Annotated in this window: 19 protein-coding genes; 9 read left to right on the top strand and 10 right to left on the bottom strand. The window is 60.4% G+C overall.

Annotated features, from left to right (window positions below; translation table 11 throughout):
* Nucleotides 1-11: 11 nt before the first annotated feature.
* On the bottom strand, nucleotides 12-1097 hold the full coding sequence (locus ACR1XY_RS14015) for a polyamine ABC transporter substrate-binding protein (RefSeq protein ID WP_480594119.1): 1086 nt from the start codon (nucleotides 1095-1097) through the stop codon (nucleotides 12-14).
* 140 nt (nucleotides 1098-1237) lie between these two features.
* Between ACR1XY_RS14015 and ACR1XY_RS14020 the strand changes: the two genes are divergently transcribed.
* Nucleotides 1238-1921: a GntR family transcriptional regulator gene (locus tag ACR1XY_RS14020; RefSeq protein ID WP_480594122.1), complete on the top strand. Its 684-nt coding sequence runs from the start codon at nucleotides 1238-1240 to the stop codon at nucleotides 1919-1921.
* A gap of 75 nt (nucleotides 1922-1996) precedes the next feature.
* A complete protein-coding gene (locus tag ACR1XY_RS14025; protein ID WP_480594125.1) occupies nucleotides 1997-3394 on the top strand; it encodes an aspartate aminotransferase family protein in 1398 nt (465 codons plus the stop codon).
* A 77-nt stretch (nucleotides 3395-3471) separates the two neighbouring features.
* Here ACR1XY_RS14025 and ACR1XY_RS14030 read toward each other — a convergent pair whose 3' ends face one another.
* Nucleotides 3472-3726 (bottom strand): hypothetical protein, encoded by a 255-nt coding sequence (locus ACR1XY_RS14030; RefSeq protein ID WP_480594128.1) that lies wholly within the window; start codon nucleotides 3724-3726, stop codon nucleotides 3472-3474.
* A 152-nt stretch (nucleotides 3727-3878) separates the two neighbouring features.
* Nucleotides 3879-5177 (bottom strand): lytic murein transglycosylase, encoded by a 1299-nt coding sequence (locus ACR1XY_RS14035; RefSeq protein WP_480594130.1) that lies wholly within the window; start codon nucleotides 5175-5177, stop codon nucleotides 3879-3881.
* A gap of 111 nt (nucleotides 5178-5288) precedes the next feature.
* Between ACR1XY_RS14035 and ACR1XY_RS14040 the strand changes: the two genes are divergently transcribed.
* Nucleotides 5289-5675, top strand: a complete 387-nt coding sequence (locus tag ACR1XY_RS14040; RefSeq protein WP_480594133.1) for a DUF1801 domain-containing protein — start codon at nucleotides 5289-5291, stop codon at nucleotides 5673-5675.
* On the opposite strand, the gene rnr is transcribed toward ACR1XY_RS14040, so the two are convergent.
* Genes rnr through dapE form a run of 3 tightly spaced genes read right to left on the bottom strand, consistent with a single transcriptional unit; the run spans nucleotide 5666 to nucleotide 9690 of the window.
* Nucleotides 5666-7924, bottom strand: a complete 2259-nt coding sequence (gene rnr / locus ACR1XY_RS14045; RefSeq protein ID WP_480594135.1) for a ribonuclease R — start codon at nucleotides 7922-7924, stop codon at nucleotides 5666-5668. The two genes, ACR1XY_RS14040 and rnr, sit on opposite strands and share 10 nt — an antisense overlap.
* A 47-nt stretch (nucleotides 7925-7971) precedes the next feature.
* Complete coding sequence (locus ACR1XY_RS14050) at nucleotides 7972-8547, bottom strand: TIGR04282 family arsenosugar biosynthesis glycosyltransferase (protein WP_480594138.1); 576 nt, start codon at nucleotides 8545-8547, stop codon at nucleotides 7972-7974.
* 3 nt (nucleotides 8548-8550) lie between these two features.
* Nucleotides 8551-9690, bottom strand: coding sequence for a succinyl-diaminopimelate desuccinylase (gene dapE / locus ACR1XY_RS14055; protein WP_480594141.1), 1140 nt, complete (start codon nucleotides 9688-9690; stop codon nucleotides 8551-8553).
* Nucleotides 9691-9889: 199 nt separating this feature from the next.
* Between dapE and ACR1XY_RS14060 the strand changes: the two genes are divergently transcribed.
* Nucleotides 9890-10948, top strand: coding sequence for a transporter substrate-binding domain-containing protein (locus ACR1XY_RS14060; protein ID WP_480594144.1), 1059 nt, complete (start codon nucleotides 9890-9892; stop codon nucleotides 10946-10948).
* On the opposite strand, the gene ACR1XY_RS14065 is transcribed toward ACR1XY_RS14060, so the two are convergent.
* Entirely contained in the window at nucleotides 10945-11289 is a 345-nt protein-coding gene (locus ACR1XY_RS14065; RefSeq protein ID WP_480594264.1) for a hypothetical protein, read from the bottom strand. The genes ACR1XY_RS14060 and ACR1XY_RS14065 overlap by 4 nt on opposite strands.
* A 106-nt stretch (nucleotides 11290-11395) precedes the next feature.
* On the opposite strand from ACR1XY_RS14065, the gene ACR1XY_RS14070 reads away from it, so the two are divergent.
* Nucleotides 11396-11731 carry a cupin domain-containing protein gene (locus ACR1XY_RS14070; RefSeq protein WP_480594147.1) on the top strand — a complete coding sequence of 112 codons (336 nt, stop codon included), beginning with the start codon at nucleotides 11396-11398 and terminating at the stop codon, nucleotides 11729-11731.
* Nucleotides 11732-11783: 52 nt separating this feature from the next.
* Here the strand turns inward: ACR1XY_RS14070 and dapD are convergent, their stop codons facing one another.
* Together dapD and ACR1XY_RS14080 are read right to left on the bottom strand one after the other, a co-directional pair.
* Nucleotides 11784-12611, bottom strand: a complete 828-nt coding sequence (gene dapD / locus ACR1XY_RS14075) for a 2,3,4,5-tetrahydropyridine-2,6-dicarboxylate N-succinyltransferase (RefSeq protein WP_480594150.1) — start codon at nucleotides 12609-12611, stop codon at nucleotides 11784-11786.
* 108 nt (nucleotides 12612-12719) lie between these two features.
* A complete protein-coding gene (locus tag ACR1XY_RS14080; protein WP_480594152.1) occupies nucleotides 12720-13637 on the bottom strand; it encodes a threonine/serine dehydratase in 918 nt (305 codons plus the stop codon).
* 79 nt (nucleotides 13638-13716) lie between these two features.
* Here ACR1XY_RS14080 and ACR1XY_RS14085 point away from each other — a divergent pair, with 79 nt between their 5' ends.
* Together ACR1XY_RS14085 and ACR1XY_RS14090 are read left to right on the top strand one after the other, a co-directional pair.
* Nucleotides 13717-14559: an LOG family protein gene (locus tag ACR1XY_RS14085; RefSeq protein ID WP_480594155.1), complete on the top strand. Its 843-nt coding sequence runs from the start codon at nucleotides 13717-13719 to the stop codon at nucleotides 14557-14559.
* Nucleotides 14560-14562: 3 nt separating this feature from the next.
* Complete coding sequence (locus tag ACR1XY_RS14090; RefSeq protein WP_480594158.1) at nucleotides 14563-15660, top strand: cystathionine gamma-lyase; 1098 nt, start codon at nucleotides 14563-14565, stop codon at nucleotides 15658-15660.
* Here ACR1XY_RS14090 and ACR1XY_RS14095 read toward each other — a convergent pair whose 3' ends face one another.
* Complete coding sequence (locus tag ACR1XY_RS14095; protein ID WP_480594161.1) at nucleotides 15661-16044, bottom strand: hypothetical protein; 384 nt, start codon at nucleotides 16042-16044, stop codon at nucleotides 15661-15663. It lies immediately after the preceding gene.
* A gap of 148 nt (nucleotides 16045-16192) precedes the next feature.
* Between ACR1XY_RS14095 and ACR1XY_RS14100 the strand changes: the two genes are divergently transcribed.
* Together ACR1XY_RS14100 and ACR1XY_RS14105 are read left to right on the top strand one after the other, a co-directional pair.
* Complete coding sequence (locus ACR1XY_RS14100; protein WP_480594165.1) at nucleotides 16193-17110, top strand: DnaJ C-terminal domain-containing protein; 918 nt, start codon at nucleotides 16193-16195, stop codon at nucleotides 17108-17110.
* The gene (locus ACR1XY_RS14105; protein ID WP_480594168.1) at nucleotides 17107-17445 is read left to right on the top strand and encodes a chaperone modulator CbpM; all 339 of its coding nucleotides are present in this window, start codon (nucleotides 17107-17109) and stop codon (nucleotides 17443-17445) included. Before ACR1XY_RS14100 ends, ACR1XY_RS14105 begins: the two co-directional genes overlap by 4 nt.
* Nucleotides 17446-17455 lie beyond the last annotated feature (10 nt).

Consider the following 17455-nt stretch of genomic DNA (forward strand, 5'->3'; position numbering starts at 1 on the left):
GCAAAACCGGATCAGGTGCCCGATTTGATCTTGGTCCACATGCGCGTCACGACGCGCTGAACTTTCTGAGGGTAAGGCCCTTTGACATAGGTGTTATCCATAGCTTCAGGAGAGGGGTAAATCGCCGGATCACCGATCACGTCTTCCGCCAGAAATTCCTGAGAAGCCTTGTTACCATTGGCGTAGTACACATAATTCGACGCGGCGGCCATGTTCTGAGCATCAAGCATAAAGTCTATGAACTTGTGCGCACCATCCGGGTTGGGGGCATCGACCGGCACAGCCATTTGGTCGAACCACATCTGCGATCCTTCCTTGAACGCGTTGTAGGCAATATCAACACCGTTTTCAGCCTCTGCAGCCCGGTCGCGCGCTTGCAGAACATCGCCCGAGAAACCAACGGCAACACAAATGTCGCCATTCGCCAACGCGTTGATATATTCTGAACTGTGGAACTTCGTTACGTAGGGACGAACGGCTGCAAAAACCTCTTCGGCCTTTGCGATATCGTCCTTCTCTGACGAGTTCGGATCAACGCCCGCATAAATCATTGCGGCAGGCACCATCTCGTCGGGGGCATCCAGAAAATGCACGCCACAAGACGCGAGCTTTTCCATATTTTCCGGGTTAAAGATCAATTCCATCGAGTCCAGCGGTGCATCCTCGCCCAGAACTTCCTTGACCTTGTCGACATTGACGCCAAGTCCGGTCGTCCCCCACATGTAATTGACTGAATGCTTGTTGCCCGGGTCGAATTGCGCCACGCGCTCGGCAATGACATCCCACGCGTTTCCGATATTCGAAAGCTTGGCTTGATCCAGCTCCTGGTAGGCCCCGGCTTCGATCTGACGCCCCATAAAACTGCCGGTTGGCACCACGACGTCGTACCCTGATCCGCCAGCCAGTATTTTGGTCTCTAGAACCTCATTACTGTCATAGACGTCGTAGATCAGCGTCAGGCCGGTCTCTTCCTCGAACTTCTTCAGAAGGTCTTCATCAATATAGTCGGACCAGTTGTAAACGCGCACCTCTTCGGCGAAGGCCGCCGAAGTCCCCAATGCGATGACTGCGGTCATCGTCAGCGTTTTGATTGACATTTTTTTCTCCCTGAAAGTGTACGGGTATTTTCCCGTTTTTTTGGATTTGATCAAGTTTTGCGTTTTCCCCCGATCCCGCGTATGGTTTCAAAAGGTCAGGCATCTGGCAAGTCAGCATCATTGGAAACAGGGCAAACTAATTGGATTTGATCAAAAATAAAGCGTCGAGCTCCAAAACAGAGGCCGAAAAACGGCCCGCGCATGAGCAGGTGTATCAAACCCTCAAGGCTCAGATCATGTTCGGTGAATTGGTACCCGGACAGCCCGTCACGATTCAGGGGCTGACTGATTCTCTGGAGGTTGGCATGACCCCCGTTCGCGAGGCGATCCGCCGCCTGATTTCCGACGGTGCACTGGTGTTTCAGGGCAACCGACGGGTCAGTGTCCCGCTGTTGTCCGCGGGTGATGTCGAGCAGATGATTTTCGCTAGACTGTCAATAGAATCAGAGCTTTCCAAACGCGCGACCGTGAATATGAGCGGCGCCGATATCGACCATCTGGAGCATATCGACCGGCGGCTGGACCGCATGATCGCGGATGGAGATGTCAGCGGCTATTTGCATCTGAACCACACTTTCCACGAGACGCTTTATTCCTTTGCGGATGCTCCGATTCTACGTGACTTGGCCGAACGGCTCTGGCTCAGATTCGGGCCGTCTCTGCGCGTGGTTTGCGGACGGTTTGGCACTCAAAGCTTACCGGACCGGCATAAGGACATCATCGCCGCCCTGCGCGCCAAAGATGTCGACGGGGCGGCAAAAGCCACCGCTCAGGACATCGAACAGGGGATGGAGCTGATGGCGGACTCCCTGACCGACGGCTAGACACAGTCGATTCGATTGACAGGAAAAAATTTGATCATATTGTGAATGGTAACCGCTTTTGCAGGAGATTTCCGGATGTCCACCATCACCAATCACATGCCCACCGCTGAGTTGCAGGCGCTGGATGCCGCCCACCACATACACCCGTTTTCGGCCAATGGGTCGCTTGGCCGAGAAGGCGCGCGCGTCATCACCCGCGCCAATGGCGTCTATCTGACCGACAGCGAGGGCGAAGAGATTCTGGACGCCATGGCTGGCCTTTGGTGCGTCAATATCGGCTATGGTCGGGATGAGCTGGCCGAGGTCGCCGCCCGCCAAATGCGTGAACTGCCGTACTATAACACCTTCTTCAAAACGACCCACGTGCCAGCCATTGCGCTGGCCAGGAAACTGGCCGAACTGGCACCGGGCGATTTGAACCATGTGTTCTTTGCTGCGGGCGGATCAGAGGCAAACGACACCAATATCCGTTTGGTGCGCACCTATTGGGCCGAGAAAGGCCAACCCGACAAGAACATCATCATCAGCCGCAAGAATGCCTATCACGGCTCGTCCGTGGGCTCGGCCTCGTTGGGCGGTATGGCCGGGATGCACGCGCAAGGCGGCATTCCGATCCCGAACATCCATCACATCAACCAGCCGAACTGGTGGGCCGAGGGCGGCGACATGACGCCCGAGGATTTCGGTCTGGCCCGCGCGCGTGAGCTGGAAGAGGCCATTCTGGAGCTGGGCGAGGATCGCGTCGCTGCCTTCATCGCCGAACCCGTTCAGGGCGCGGGCGGTGTGATCGTGGCACCCGACACCTACTGGCCCGAGGTTCAGCGCATCTGCGACAAATACAATATTCTGCTGATCGCCGATGAGGTGATCTGCGGCTTTGGCCGCACCGGCAACTGGTTCGGTTCGCAAACCGTTGGGATCAAACCGCATATCATGACCATCGCCAAAGGGCTCAGCTCGGGCTATGCGCCCATCGGTGGGTCCATCGTCAACGACGAGATTGCCGAAGTTATCGGCGGCACCGAGTTCAACCACGGCTACACCTATTCCGGCCACCCCGTCGCCGCCGCCGTGGCGCTGGAAAACCTGCGTATCCTCGAAGAAGAAAAAATCGTCGATCACGTCCGCGACGTGGCCGCGCCCTATCTGAAAGAGAAGTGGGAGGCGCTGGTCGATCACCCGCTGGTGGGTGAGGCCAAGATTGTCGGCATGATGGCCTCGATCGCACTGACGCCGGACAAGGTCAGCCGTGCCAAGTTCGCGTCCGAGCCCGGCACCATCGGCTATATCTGCCGCGACCGTTGCTTTGCCAACAACCTGATCATGCGCCATGTGGGCGACCGGATGATCATCTCACCGCCGCTGGTTCTGACGCCTGCGGATATCGACGAGATGTTCGTGCGTATCCGCAAGTCGCTGGACGAGGCGCAGGCCGAGATCATCGCCCAAGGGCTGATGAAGGCGGCGGCATAAGAAAACGTAAGGACCGCCTGATGACACCGGCTTTTTTGCCGGTGTCCTTCGGGTTCACTTTTTCGGCAGGTACCGGTTTACCGCGTTTCATAGCTCCGGCTCCAACTGTCTTCGTACTCTCCCAAAACTCTGGACAAATCCAGCAAGGACGCAAAAAGCCTTGCGTAAACGTCCCTCGACATAAGAGGTTCCTTTTCGTCGAGAAGCTGTACCAGTTGGACCACGTTGGTCGCGAAGACATCGTAGACTTCTTTGTCTGCGGATGTTGGGTCTAGGGTCCAGATGCTGCGATCATCGTAATATTGTGCTGGCTTCGGTTCGTCATCAATCATGGAGCGGCCTCATCAATTTGAAGCACACTTGGGACCGGTAAGAACCGACACAATATCCGTGGCAGGAAGTAACAAGAGATTGGCCAACTCGACCAACCTTCTGCAACTAATACGCCGGAACGTTGTCAAAGGTCAGGGTCTTTGCTGCGTCCTTACCGCAACCGCTCCAACAGTCTGAGACTCGCATATCCATCCGGCAACAACCCCTGTGCCAGTTGATAAGCCCGCACCGCGTCGGTCGTATTTGGCCCGGTACGCCCGTCGATGCCCTGCGTATCGAACCCGGCCTCGGTCAGGCGGGATTGCAGTTCCTTTTTCTCGGAAAAGCTCAGCGCCCGGTCGCTGCGGGGCCAGTCGGCCTGAAACGGGTTGCGTCCGGCCAGACGGTCGGACAGATGGCCGATGCCGATCACATAAGCGTCGGCGCCGTTGTAGGTCTCGATCACCCCGAAATTGTCGAAGATCATCAGCGCCACACCCTGCCCTCCAGCGGGCAAAAGGATGGCGGCTTGCCCGTGATCCGGGACCGGGTTGCCGTCGCGCCCGACCACCCCACGCGCGGCCCAGTCAGATGGCATCTGGGTGTAGTCCCGTTTGGCGATGGCATAGTCGAACCCTTCGGGCAGGTGCACCTCAACCCCCCAGGGTTGCCCCTTGGTCCAGCCGTGCCGCGCCAGATAGGCGGCGGCCGAGGCCAGCGCGTCGGTGGGGTCATCCGACCAGATATCCCGCCGCCCGTCGCCGTCAAAATCCACCGCGTGATCCAGGTATGAGGTCGGCATGAACTGCGTGTGCCCCATCGCACCCGCCCAACTGCCAACCATATCACCGGGGCTGACATCCCCGGCCTGAATGATCTGCAACGCAGCAATCAGCTGGGTTTCAAAGAACTGCGACCGCCGCGCGTCAAAGGCCAGCGTCGCCAGTGATCGGATGGTATGGTCACTGCCCCGGAACGTGCCGAACGCGGTCTCAAGGCCCCAGATCGCGGTGACCACCTCTTTCTCGACGCCATATTGCGCCTCGATCCGGGTCAGGATTGCGTGGTGACGCTCAAGCCCTGCCCGGCCGTTGGAGACGCGCGTATCCGAGACGGCAGAATCCAGATACTCCCAGATCGGTTTCGAGAATTCAGCCTGATCGCGGTCGCGTTCGATGATCTTCTTGTCATAGGTCAGCCCGGCCAGCGCCCGATCCAGCGTTGCGGCGGAGATGTCCTGTTCAAGCGCCCGTTCCCGAAACGCCCCCAGCCACGCCTGAAACCGCGCGTTTCCTTCGGTTGACACCCGATACTCCATCGCTGAGGGCCGCAGAACCGGTCGTAACGATACTGTCAGATCGGCCGAGGCCAGCTGAAAGGTCTGAGACCCATCCGCCGAATTGAGGGATTCCGCCTGCACAATGGATGCCCATAATGCAGCGGCAATGACGCCACTTGTGCATTTACGCATTCCGAAATTCCTGATTACTGCTCGGGGCCAGAATAGCGCAAAACGCGGGATTCACAAAGTACTCAGGCCGAAACTTCTGACGTGTCGGATCAAACGGGATAAGCTGCTGAGATGAAGCCATTTGATGACCCAAAAGTAGCCGCTGCTTACGAAGCGCTGCCAAAAAAGGCCCGCGCTGGTGCGCTGGTCCTGCGCGAGTTGATCTTTGAGACGGCCGAGTCCCACCCCCGTGCGCAGCCTCTGGAAGAAGCGCTGCGCTGGGGGCAACCCGCCTATCTGGCGCCAAAAGGATCGACGATCCGGGTCGGAACGCATAAGGCCGCGTCTTTTGCACTGTTCGTGCACTGCCAAAGCCGGTTGATGGGTGATTTCACCTCGGCCTTTCCTGGTGTGGATCGGCTGGATGGCAACAGGGCCGTTCTATTCGACGAACCCGCGCAGATCGACCCGACCCGCCACGGCTGGCTGATTGCGCGTGCGCTGACCTATCACCTCTGACGGCGTTTGCGTTCGACCTTGCGTTTAATCTTGTCTTTCTTGCGCTTGGTGCTGACCGCCTTGCGTCGTGTCGGCCGCCCTTTCGGGCCACGACCGCGCGGCAAAGCCTGATCATCGATGGACAGCAATTCCAGTTCCAGCCCGCCGGTGACGGGTTTCGCCTCAGTCAGGCGCACGGTGACGCGCTGGCCGATGGCAATGATTAGCCCGGTGTCCGAACCCATCAGGGTCCCGGCCTCGCGGTCAAAGTGGAAAAACTCGCGCCCCAGCGATCGCACGGGCACCAACCCATCCGCGCCGGTCTCATCCATCTTCACGAAAGCCCCGAACCGGGCGATACCGCTGATACGGCCCGAGAACTCATTGCCCACCCGCTCGCTGAGATAGGCGGCCAGATAGCGATCGGTCGTGTCGCGTTCCGCCATCATCGAACGGCGTTCCGTGTCCGAGATATGGGTGGCGGTTTCATCGAGCCGCGCGATTTCGTCCTCGGTCAGCCCGTCTTCACCCCAGCCATGCGCCGAGATTAGCGCCCGGTGCACGATCAGGTCGGCATAACGCCGGATGGGCGAGGTGAAATGCGCATAGTTCCGCAGCGCCAGCCCGAAATGGCCGAAATTCTCGGGGTTATAATAGGCCTGCGCCATCGACCGCAGCGTGCTGAGGTTGATCAGTTCGGCGTCTTCGGTCCCGGCGGCAGCGTTAAGCAGCGCGTTCAGATGACGGGTCTGCAGCACCTGCCCTTTGGCAAGATTCAGCCCCGCTGCTTGCGCCGTTTCCCGCAGGCTTTCCAGTTTCTCGGGCGCGGGTTCCTCGTGCACGCGGAACAGCAGCGGGCGGCGTTTGGCGATCAGGGTTTCGGCAGCGGCGACATTGGCGAGGATCATGAACTCTTCGATCAGCTTGTGCGCATCCAGACGCTCGCGAAAAGCCACACTTTCGACCTCTCCTGATTCGCTGAGGACGATCTTGCGTTCCGGCAGGTCCAGCTCCAGCGGCTGCCGCACGGCGCGGGCCTTCTTCAGCGCAGCGTAAGCGGCGTAGAGCGGTTTCAGCACCGGCTCCAACAACGGCCCAGTGCGGTCGTTCGGGTTGCCATCGATGGCCTCCTGCACCTCGGCGTAATGCAGCGACGCGGCAGAGCGCATCAGGCCACGAACGAAACGGTGGCCGATCTTGTTGCCCTCAGCATCGATCTGCATCCGAACGGCGATACAGGCACGCGGAACGCCCTCGTGCAGAGAACACAGATCACCCGACAGACGGTCGGGCAGCATCGGCACCACGCGGTCGGGGAAATAGCTGGAGTTGCCGCGCTTGCGTGCCTCACGATCCAGCGCGGTGCCGGGCTGCACATAGGCAGCAACGTCGGCAATCGCGACCCAGACCACGTGACCGCCGGGGTTTTTCGGATCGTCATCGGCATGGGCGTAGCAGGCGTCGTCATGATCCCGCGCATCCGAGGGGTCGATGGTGAGCAGCGGCATGTCCCGCAGATCTTCGCGGCCCTTCAGGCCAGCAGGTTTGGCCTTGTCGGCCTCGGCAATCACCTTGTCGGGGAAATCGTCCGGGATGCCATGTTGATGGATGGCGATCAGGGACACGGCCTTCGGCGCAGACGGGTCGCCCAGACGTTCCACGATCCGTGCGCGGGGCAGGCCCATGCGGTTCTTGGGTCCGGCCTGTTCGGCCTCGACCAATTCGCCGTCTTTCGCGCCCAGAACCGCGCCGTCCTGGACCAGCCATTCGGTCTGGCCGTTCTTGTCGATAGGCACGATCCGCCCGCCCTCGGCCCCTTTGCGGAAAATGCCGACGATCTTGCGCGGGTTGGTCCCGATGCGGCGGATCAGGCGGGCCTCGTAATTGTGGTCTTCCTCATGCACCACGGTCAGGCGGGCCAAGATTCGGTCACCCTCGCCCAGCGCCGGGTCGCTGGCACGGGTGATGATCAGAACGATGGGCTCGACCCCTTCGCCATGCCATTCCAGCGGACGGGCAAACAGATCGCCATCGGCATTCGGAGCCTTCACCTGTAACACGCTGACCGGCGGCAGACGATCCGGGTCGCGATAGCTGCGCTTGCGCTTTTCCAGATGTCCTTCGGCCTCAAGCTCTTTGAGGATTCGTTTCAGGTCGATCCGGTCCGCGCCCTTGATGCCAAAGGCCTTGGCGATATCGCGTTTCGAGGTCAGGGTGGGGTTCGCCGAGATCCAGTCGAGGACCTCTTGCTTGGTGGGGATGCGAGTCATGATTCCGGCCTAGCACGGGGATGCGACCGCGTCATGACTAAAAAGGGTCAGGGCTTCAGATCGGCCAGCGTGTCGACATCGCGCAACTGATCCAGCAAGGCCACGCGCGTGCCGGTGACAGAGGCCAGCGTGTCCGCCAGGGCGTGTTCGGTTGACCAACGAACATCGCGGAACAGGCCCAGCGGCAGCGCACTGTATCGTTGCGCACCGACCAGCCAGTACCCTCCGTCCGGTGCAGGGCCGAAGACCATCTGGTCTTGACCAAGCGCCTTGAACGCCCGTGCGATGTGCCCGCGTGTGATGCCGGGAATATCCGCGCCGATCAGGCAAACGGGTCCTTTCGGCATTCCGCGCAGCATCCGACCCATCCGGTGACCCAGATCCCCCCGCCCTTGTGCCGCGCGCGGCAGATCAGCAGGCCAGATGCGGCTGGTCAGCCCTTCGCGATCCGGGGACACCGCCAGCACGATCTGCCAGCGCGGGTCGCGAAGTCGCCGGATCAGCGACCGGGTCTGCTGCCGAAACCACCACGCCGCACCGACCATGCCGATATCGCGGCCCAGCCGGGTTTTTACCCGCCCGGGGCGTGGCTCTTTGACCATGATGACCAGAGTGCGCTGCATCACTCAGGCGAAATAGTCCCGCAGGATGCGCGTGTAGATCGCCTTTAGCTGATCGATATGCGCCACCTCAACGCATTCATCCACCTGATGCATCGTGCGGCCAACCAGGCCAAACTCGACCACCGGACAGTGGTTTTTCACAAACCGCGCATCCGAGGTGCCGCCCGTCGTGGACATCTCGGGCCGGGTACCGGTTTCCGCCTCGACCGCCTGCGCCACCAGATCGGACAGCGGGCCGGGCGGAGTCAGGAAGCTTTCGCCCGAGATTTTAATGCTTACTGCGACCTCGACGCCAAAGTCTTCGGCCACGGTTTGCGCCTCGGTGCGCAGCCATTCGCTGAGGCTTGCCCCTGAGTGCAGATCGTTGAAACGAATATTCACCGCCCCACTGCTTTGCGCCGGGATCACGTTGGTCGCTTCGTTGCCCGTGTCGATATTCACAACCGCCAGCGTCGAGGCGTCGAAATGGTCCGAACCGCGATCCAACTCGTGACTGGCCAGCCGGTCCATCAGCCGCGCTATCGCGGGCACAGGGTTTCTTGCCCGGTGTGGATAGGCCGAATGGCCCTGCACGCCGGTCACGGTGAACCATGCGGTCATCGAACCTCGGCGGCCGATCTTCATCATCTCACCCATCGTGTTTGGGCAGGTCGGTTCGCCCACCAGACAGACCGACATCCGTTCACCGGATTCAGTCATATAGTCCAACAGTGCTGTGGTGCCGTCCAACGCATCGGCCTCTTCATCGCCGGTGATGGTCAGGATAACGGCGCCATCGGGCGGCGTTTCGCGCACGAAATCCACCGCTGCTGCTGCAAAGGCCGCCACGCCGGATTTCATGTCGGTGGTCCCGCGCCCATACATCAAGCCGTTGCGGATCTCGGCACCAAAGGGCGGCATGGTCCACGCGGCCTCGTCCCCGACGGGCACAACATCGGTGTGACCGTTGAAGCCAAAGCTGCGCCCGTGGCCTTTTTCGCCCCAGCGGGCAAACAGGTTGCTGATGCCTCCGCGGTCCACGCGGGTGCAGTCGAACCCCGCATCGGACAGAAGTTGTTCCAAAAGAACCAGGGCGCCGCCTTCCTCGGGTGTGACCGATGGGCAACGGGTCAGGGCCGCTGTCAATTCTACCGGATCAGTCATGGCGGAGCCCCTCTGGTTCGTTTGCGCGCACAGATTCAACGAATTGGGCCGATTGCCAACCCCTGCCCACGTAAATCTGATCGCTTTTTTGCAAGCGTTTCGCTTTGACACCCCAACAAAACACAGGACTTTACCCCGCGAATACCTTGCTGCACCGTTCAAATCTGCGTTAGAGCCCCGCGAAACAGGTGATTAGAAGATGATACGCGCGCTTTTCGCATTGGTCTGTATGACCTTTGCCGTTCTTGCACAGCAAAGCCAGGCACAGACCCTGAATGTCACCACGGTGACCCGCCCTCCGTTTTCCTATGCTGAAGACGGGGCGCAGACCGGGTTTTCCATGGACTTGCTTGAGGCGCTCGCCGAGTCGCTGAACTGGGAGTATTCGGTCAACCGTGTCGGGTCGTTCGGCGAGATGCTGGGCGCGGTGCAGAACGGATCCGCTGATCTGGCCATCGCCAATATCTCGATCACCGCCGCGCGTGAGACGCAGATGGACTTCAGCCAGCCGATTTTCGAGGCCGGGTTGCAGATTATGGTCCCGTCCGAGGCAGCGCGCCAGCCGTCATTGCTGCATGCGCTGCTGTCGCGCGAATTGTTTATCGCCATCGGCCTGGCCTTCGCCCTCTTGTTGGGCGGTGGCATGTTGATGTGGACGTTCGAACGCCGCTCGCAGCCTTATTTCGACCGCAAGTTAAACGAAGCGTGGTTCCCCTCATTCTGGTGGGCGCTGAATCTTGTAGTGAATGGCGGCTTCGAGGAACGGATGCCCCGCACCCCGTTCGGCCGCCTGTTGGGCGTAATTTTGGTTGTCTCGTCCCTGTTCATCGTTTCGGTGTTCACGGCGCGCATCACCTCGGTCATGACGGTGGATGCAATCAGCGGCAGCGTTAATTCCGTCAACGATCTGTATGGCAAACAGGTCGGCACGATCACCGACTCGACCGCCGCCAGTTTCCTGAACCGTCGCGATATCGAGTTTGTCGGGTATTCCGGCCTTGATGAGATGCTGGCCGCCTTCGAGGACAAGGACTTGGACGCTGCGGTCTTTGACGCACCGATCCTGTCCTACTACGCCTCGCACGAAGGCCGCAGGATCGCCACAATGACTGGCGGCGTCTTCCTGCGTGAAAGCTATGGGATCGCGTTTCCGACCGGCTCACCCCTGGTCGAAGAAGTCAACCAGGCCCTGCTGTCGCTGCGCGAAGATGGCACTTATGACGAGATTTACCGCAAGTGGTTCGGGGCGCGGAACTAGGCCTGTTCCTCATCGCCAAAAAACGGCGTCATCTGCGCGACGACCACGGCGTTTTCATCCAAAGCCCGCTGCATCAACGCCCGTTCGTCGGGGTCGATGTCATGACCCTGCGCCTCGCGCTCGGCCAAGGTGCCATAGCCGGTGACATCCAGCGGCGCGGTATCGGCCTGTTTAAGTATGGCCACGGTTTCACGCACGGCCTCGGCCTCGTCCACTCCGCTGGCGAAACACATCAGCGCCGCCCCGGTCGCGCCTTCGGGCAGGCCGTCGCCGTCCTTGCGGCCGATCTGCACAAGCAGGGTATAAACCTGCTGACGAGAGGGTTTCTTTTGCTTTTCCATGGTGGGGGCCATAGCCGTGCGCCCGCCTACGGTCAAGCGTTCGGGAATTGCAGGACCGCGACTTCGCCGTCATAGTGCGGTGACACATATCGCAAAGGATGCATCCATGCCCTATCCTGAATTCATCACCGACTTTCCGAGCCTCGACGTGCCTTTTCCCGAGGACGTGGTGCAATCAGCGGTGATCCGGTCGGATACGGGGCTGGTAGCCTTCTTCACCTTCCTGAAGGATTTCGAACTGCCCGCACATTCGCACAAGGCCCAATGGGGCACGGTGATTGAAGGTGAAGTGGAACTTATTATCGGGGATGAGACCAAAATCTACCGCCCCGGCGATAGCTATTCGATCCCGTCCGGTGTCGAACATGGCGGCAAGATCAAGGCCGGAACGCGGGTGATCGACGTATTCGAGGAACCCGACCGCTATCCGGTTAAAGCGTAAACAAAAAAGGCCGCAGCACGATGCCGCGGCCCCTGTTTGATCTGCGGTTCGATCAGTCGCGCAGCAGCTCGTTGATACCGGTTTTCGAACGGGTCTTTTCGTCCACCCGCTTCACGATCACGGCGCAGTACAGGCTGACATTGTTCTTGGACGGCATCGAGCCGGCAACGACCACCGAATAAGGCGGCACTTCGCCATACGTGACCTCACCGGTTTCGCGGTCGACGATCTTGGTCGATTTGCCAATGAACACGCCCATGCCCAGAACCGAGCCCTCACGGACGATACAGCCCTCGACCACTTCGGAGCGCGCGCCGATAAAGCAGTTGTCCTCGATGATGGTGGGGCCGGCCTGCATCGGCTCCAGCACGCCACCGATGCCAACTCCGCCGGACAGGTGAACGTTTTTGCCGATCTGCGCGCAAGAGCCGACGGTGGCCCATGTGTCAACCATGGTACCCTCGTCGACATAGGCGCCCAAGTTCACGAAAGACGGCATCAGCACCACGCCCGGCGCTATATAGGCCGACTTGCGAACCACGCAGTTCGGAACCGCGCGGAAACCGGCGGCTTGCCACTGGTTCTCGCCCCAACCGGCGAACTTGCTGTCCACCTTGTCCCACCAGCCGCCAGCCTGCGGGCCGCCGTTCTGGATTTCCATATCCTTGATGCGAAAGCCCAGCAGAACCGCTTTCTTGGCCCACTGGTTCACGTGCCAGTCACCGCTTTCCAGCTTTTCGGCCACACGCAGCGAACCACTGTCCAATGCGTTCAGCGTATCTTCGATCGCTTCTCGGGTCTCACCGGTGGTGGCGGGGGTAATGGTGTCGCGCGCCTCCCAGGCGGCTTCGATGGCGGCTTCCAGTTGCGCGTTGGACATGTGTGGGCTCCCTGCAGAATCTGTTCACGTTGGTGTTGCCTATACGCAAGCGAAGGACTGGCCGCAATGCGACGCTGAACGCGCGCTTTGCGGCTGTTTGCTGCGGTTTTATGCGCCCAGAGGGTCTGGAGAGATATTGCCGCCGCAGATCAGCACCGCCACCCGCTCGCCCGGTTCCGGCTGATAGGCCCCCGATAGCAGTGCCGCCAACGCCGTCGCACCTGCCGGTTCCACAAGGATTCGATGGGCTTGCCAAAGCAACTGCTGCGCCTCGGCAATGGCCTCATCCCTCACCAGAACCGAGGTCATCCCCTGCGCTAGACCGAAACAGATCGAGCCAATCCGCCGCGCGCCCAGCGCGTTGGCGGCAATGCCCGAGACGGTGACATCCACCGGCTTTCCTGCCTGCAAGGCCGCGTTCAGCGCGCAAGAGGCCTCTGGTTCGACCGCCACAACCTTGCGCGCGCCTTGAAACCAGCCCAGCGCCCCCGCGATCAATCCACCACCGCCGACAGCAATAAGAACCGTATCGGCCTTCAGTCCTTGCGCCTCCCATTCGGCAAAGCAGGTGCCCTGCCCGGCCACGGTGGCGGGTGCATCATAAGCGTGGATCTGCATCGCGCCGGTTGCCTCTTCGTGCTGCTGCGCGCAGGTCAGCGCGTTGGCATATTCACCGGACACCACGCTCAGATCAGCGCCAGTCTGTTGGATCAGGGCAATCTTGGACGGCCCCGCTATTTCCGGCACGAAGATTTTCGCCGGATAGCCCAAGGACCGCGCTGCGTAAGCCGCCGCCGCGCCATGGTTTCCGCCGGATGCAGCAACAACACCCGCCTCGGGCACATCAAGGCTGAGCAACGTATTGAACGCCCCGCGCGCCTTGAAACTGCCGGTATGCTGCAAGTGCTCCAGCTTCATTTCGACCGGATAGCCCAGCCCCAAAGCCTGACTTTCCACCACCGGAGTCACCTGCGCGTACCCGGCAATCCGGGCGGTTGCTTCCGAAATTTCACTCTTCCAATTCATTGTTGTTCTTCCGTGACTGGCGCTCTGGCCGCGAACCCTATAGCTGTTTGAAGAACACGCAAGCAGGGATAGATCACCTATGAGAGAAGACCGCCTGAGCCCCTTCCGCGACGCGCAGACCGACCGCTCGACCGCGAGTGAAGTTCCGGACACGCCGCAGACACGCTCACCCGCCTATCGCCTTGCCTTTGCGGATGACGATTTCCTGTGTCGGGATGAGCTGCGCCCGGTGCGCCTGCAGCTGGAACTGCTGAAACCCGAGATGATTATGACCGAGCGCGAGATCACCTCGACCATCGTCATGTTCGGCGGTGCGCGCATCCCCGAGCCGTCGCAGAAACACACCGCCCGAACCGAGACATTGGCCAACCTGTCGCAATACTATGACGAGGCGCGTGAGTTTGCGCGGCTGATGACCGAGAAATCTAATGAAACCGGTTGCCGTGAAAACGTCATCGTCACCGGCGGCGGCCCCGGTGTGATGGAGGCCGGGAACCGGGGTGCGCAGGATGCGGGTGGCTGTTCCATCGGCTTGAACATCGTGCTGCCGCATGAACAAGCGCCGAACCTTTATGTTACGCCCGATCTCAGCTTCAACTTCCATTATTTCGCAATCCGCAAGATGCATTTCCTGATGCGCGCCCGCGCCATCACCATCTTCCCCGGCGGGTTTGGTACAATGGATGAGCTGTTCGAATCCCTCACCCTGATCCAAACCGGCCGGATGGAGCGCGTGCCTTTCCTGCTGTTTGGTCGCGAATTCTGGGAAAAGGTTATCAACTGGGAGGCTCTGGCTGATGCGGGCACGATCTCGGACGAAGACCTCGACCTGTTCCGCTTTGTCGACACCGCGCAAGAGGCAGTCGACATCATCGAGAACTGGGAACCCGCCCCGCCTCGTGACGAAATCCCGGGGCGCTGAGCCATGGCCCCGAAGACCGGAGAAATGCTGCACCTGCGCGGCAACACGCTGAACGCGGGTGAGCCGCTGACCCTGCCGCTGACCCAAAGCAGTATGTACCACCTGCCGGGCGCAACGGCCGGTCTGCCCACGTACGGGCGCGTCGACAACCCCACATGGCAACATCTGGAACATGTGCTGGCCCACCTTGAGGACGCACCTTGTCTGACATTCCCGTCCGGCATGGGGGCGATCTCGGCGGCCTTGTTCGCAACACTGAAAGCGGGGTCGCGCCTGCTGATTCCCTCGGATGGGTACTACGTCACGCGGGTATTGGCCGACCGGTTTTTGTCCGGTCTGGGTGTTTCGGTTACAGAACGCCCGACAACCACCTTCACCGAAGGCGGGTTAGACGGGTTCGATGTGGTCTTTGTCGAGAGCCCCTCGAACCCCGGGTTGGACATGATAGACCTGCCTGCCATCGCCTCGGCCGTTCGTGACGCCGGCGGGATCACAATTGCCGACAATACGACCCTGACCCCCTTGGGCCAGCGCCCGCTGGATATGGGCATCGACGTGGTGGTGGCATCAGACACCAAGGCCATGGGCGGGCATTCCGACCTGCTGATGGGGCATGTAGCCAGCCGCAATGCGCAGATCATGGAGCGGGTTGAGGAATGGCGGCGGGTTTCCGGCGCGATCCCGGGCCCGCATGAGGCATGGCTGCTGCATCGCGGATTGGAAACGCTGGACGTGCGCTTCGACCGCATGTGTTCCTCGGCGCAGGTGCTGGCCGAACGATTGGCCGATCACCCGGCGATTCAGCAAATCCGCTATCCCGGCCTGCCAGATGATCCCTCACACGCGCTGGCCAAAACCCAAACCACGCGGTTCGGGTTCCTGATGTCGATCACTCTCGAGACCGAAGAAAAGGCCGAAGCCTTCATCAACGCCTGCCCGATGCTGCGCCCGGCAACATCCTTCGGTGGCGTACACAGTTCGGCCGAGCGCCGCGCGCGGTGGGGTGACAATGTCGACCCCGCCTTCATCCGCCTGTCTGTCGGATGTGAACCAGTGGAAGAGCTGTGGCAGGCGATCGAGACCAGCCTGAACGCGCTGTAGCTACTTCTTGGGCTCGCGCAGTTCCGTGAACACATAGATCGGCAGTACTATACTGCCGATCAGCGCGCCCAACCATACCAGCAGTGTTGCGGCCAGCAGGTTCGAAATCCCTCCAATCGTCAGCCCGTTGGTCACCAGATCGGTCACCAGCAAACCTACGAATGTCACGATCAACGCGATCCCGCCTTTCAAAGCGGGTGCTTTCTTTTCCCCCAGCTTCAGGATCAGTGGCTCGGCAATCACCTGAACCAGCGTAAAGACGATCACCACCACGATGAACGAGATCGGCCGGATCGCAAATTCTGACAATAGAACCGCCGCCAGCAGCAACCCGATGGCATTCCCGGCCAGCAGAGCCAGAATGGACTTGATTCTGCGCGTCATGGGGATCTCCGTCAAAAAACAATTCGAAACATGCATATGTTAACAGACCTGCGGGAATTTGCGAGCGGTTTCAAAAGTCCCTTCCTTTTGGGCCGTTGAAAACGCATGATAAAACCCATCCTGTTCCGCCCGACCTGCGAGAGGTGAGATGAGCGACGATCCCTATTCCGTCCTTGGTGTCGCCAAAGACGCCAGCGATGCCGAGATCAAAAAGGCCTATCGGCGCATCGCCAAGGAATGCCACCCCGACCTGAAACCCGGTGACGCCGAGGCCGAAGCCAAGTTCAAGGCCGCCGCTGCAGCTTATGATCTGCTTAAAGACCCCGAAAAGCGCGAGCAATACGACAATGGCGAGATAGACGCCTCGGGTCAGGAACGCCCGCAGCAGCAGTATTACCGCGACTACGCCGAGGCCGCCGGAAACCCCTATCGCGGGCGCGCCGCAGACCCGGACGACATGTCGGACATCTTTGCCGAGTTCATGCGGGGCCGCGGCGGATACGGTCAGCGCACCCATGAATTCCACGCGCCGGGGCACAATCGCGCCTACAGCCTGCAGATCAGCTTTCTGGATGCCGTATTCGGCGCCAGCCAGAAACTGACCCTGCCCGACGGCGACCGGATCGAGGTGAAGATACCCGCTGGCATCACGGACGGCCAGACCATCCGTCTGCGCGGAAAGGGTGATCCCGGCTTTGGTGAGGGTCCTCCGGGTGACGCCCTGGTCACGGTCTCGGTTGCAAAACACCCGGTCTTCGACCGTCAGGGCGACGACATCCACATCATTCTGCCGATCACGATTGACGAGGCCATTCTGGGCGGCAAGGTCCCCGCCCCCACCATCGACGGTGGCGTGAATGTCAGCGTCCCGGCGGGTACCAGCAGCGGCAAGACATTGCGCCTACGTGGCAAAGGGGTCAAGAAACGCGGCTCAACCGAACGGGGCGATCAACTGATCGAACTGACTGTTTCGATGCCCGACCAAATCGACGACGATTTGAAGCACTTCATGGAGACGTGGCGCGAAAGCCACCGCTATGATCCGCGCAAAGGAATGCCGTCATGAGCCTGACAGAAAAGGAACTGATCGCAACAGTCACCCGCCTGACCTCGGCCCGGCTGACCGAGTATCTAGCCGCCGAGATCGTGATCCCTGAACAAACGGATGAGGGTCTGGTCTATCACAGCCTCGATGTCGCCCGTCTGGAACTGGCCTGTGAACTTCACGATCAGTACGAGATGGAGCCGGACGCGCTGTCGATGATGATTTCTCTGATCGACCAGATGCACGGGTTGCGCGCCGAACTTCGCGAGGTGCTGAACGCCGTCCAGGCGCAGCCCGACCCCGTCCGGCAACAACTGATCGAGGTTATCGGCACAGCGCGGTTCCGTCGCAGATAACGGGCTTTTG

It is taken from the genome of Ruegeria sp. AD11(2025) (genome assembly GCF_056542405.1).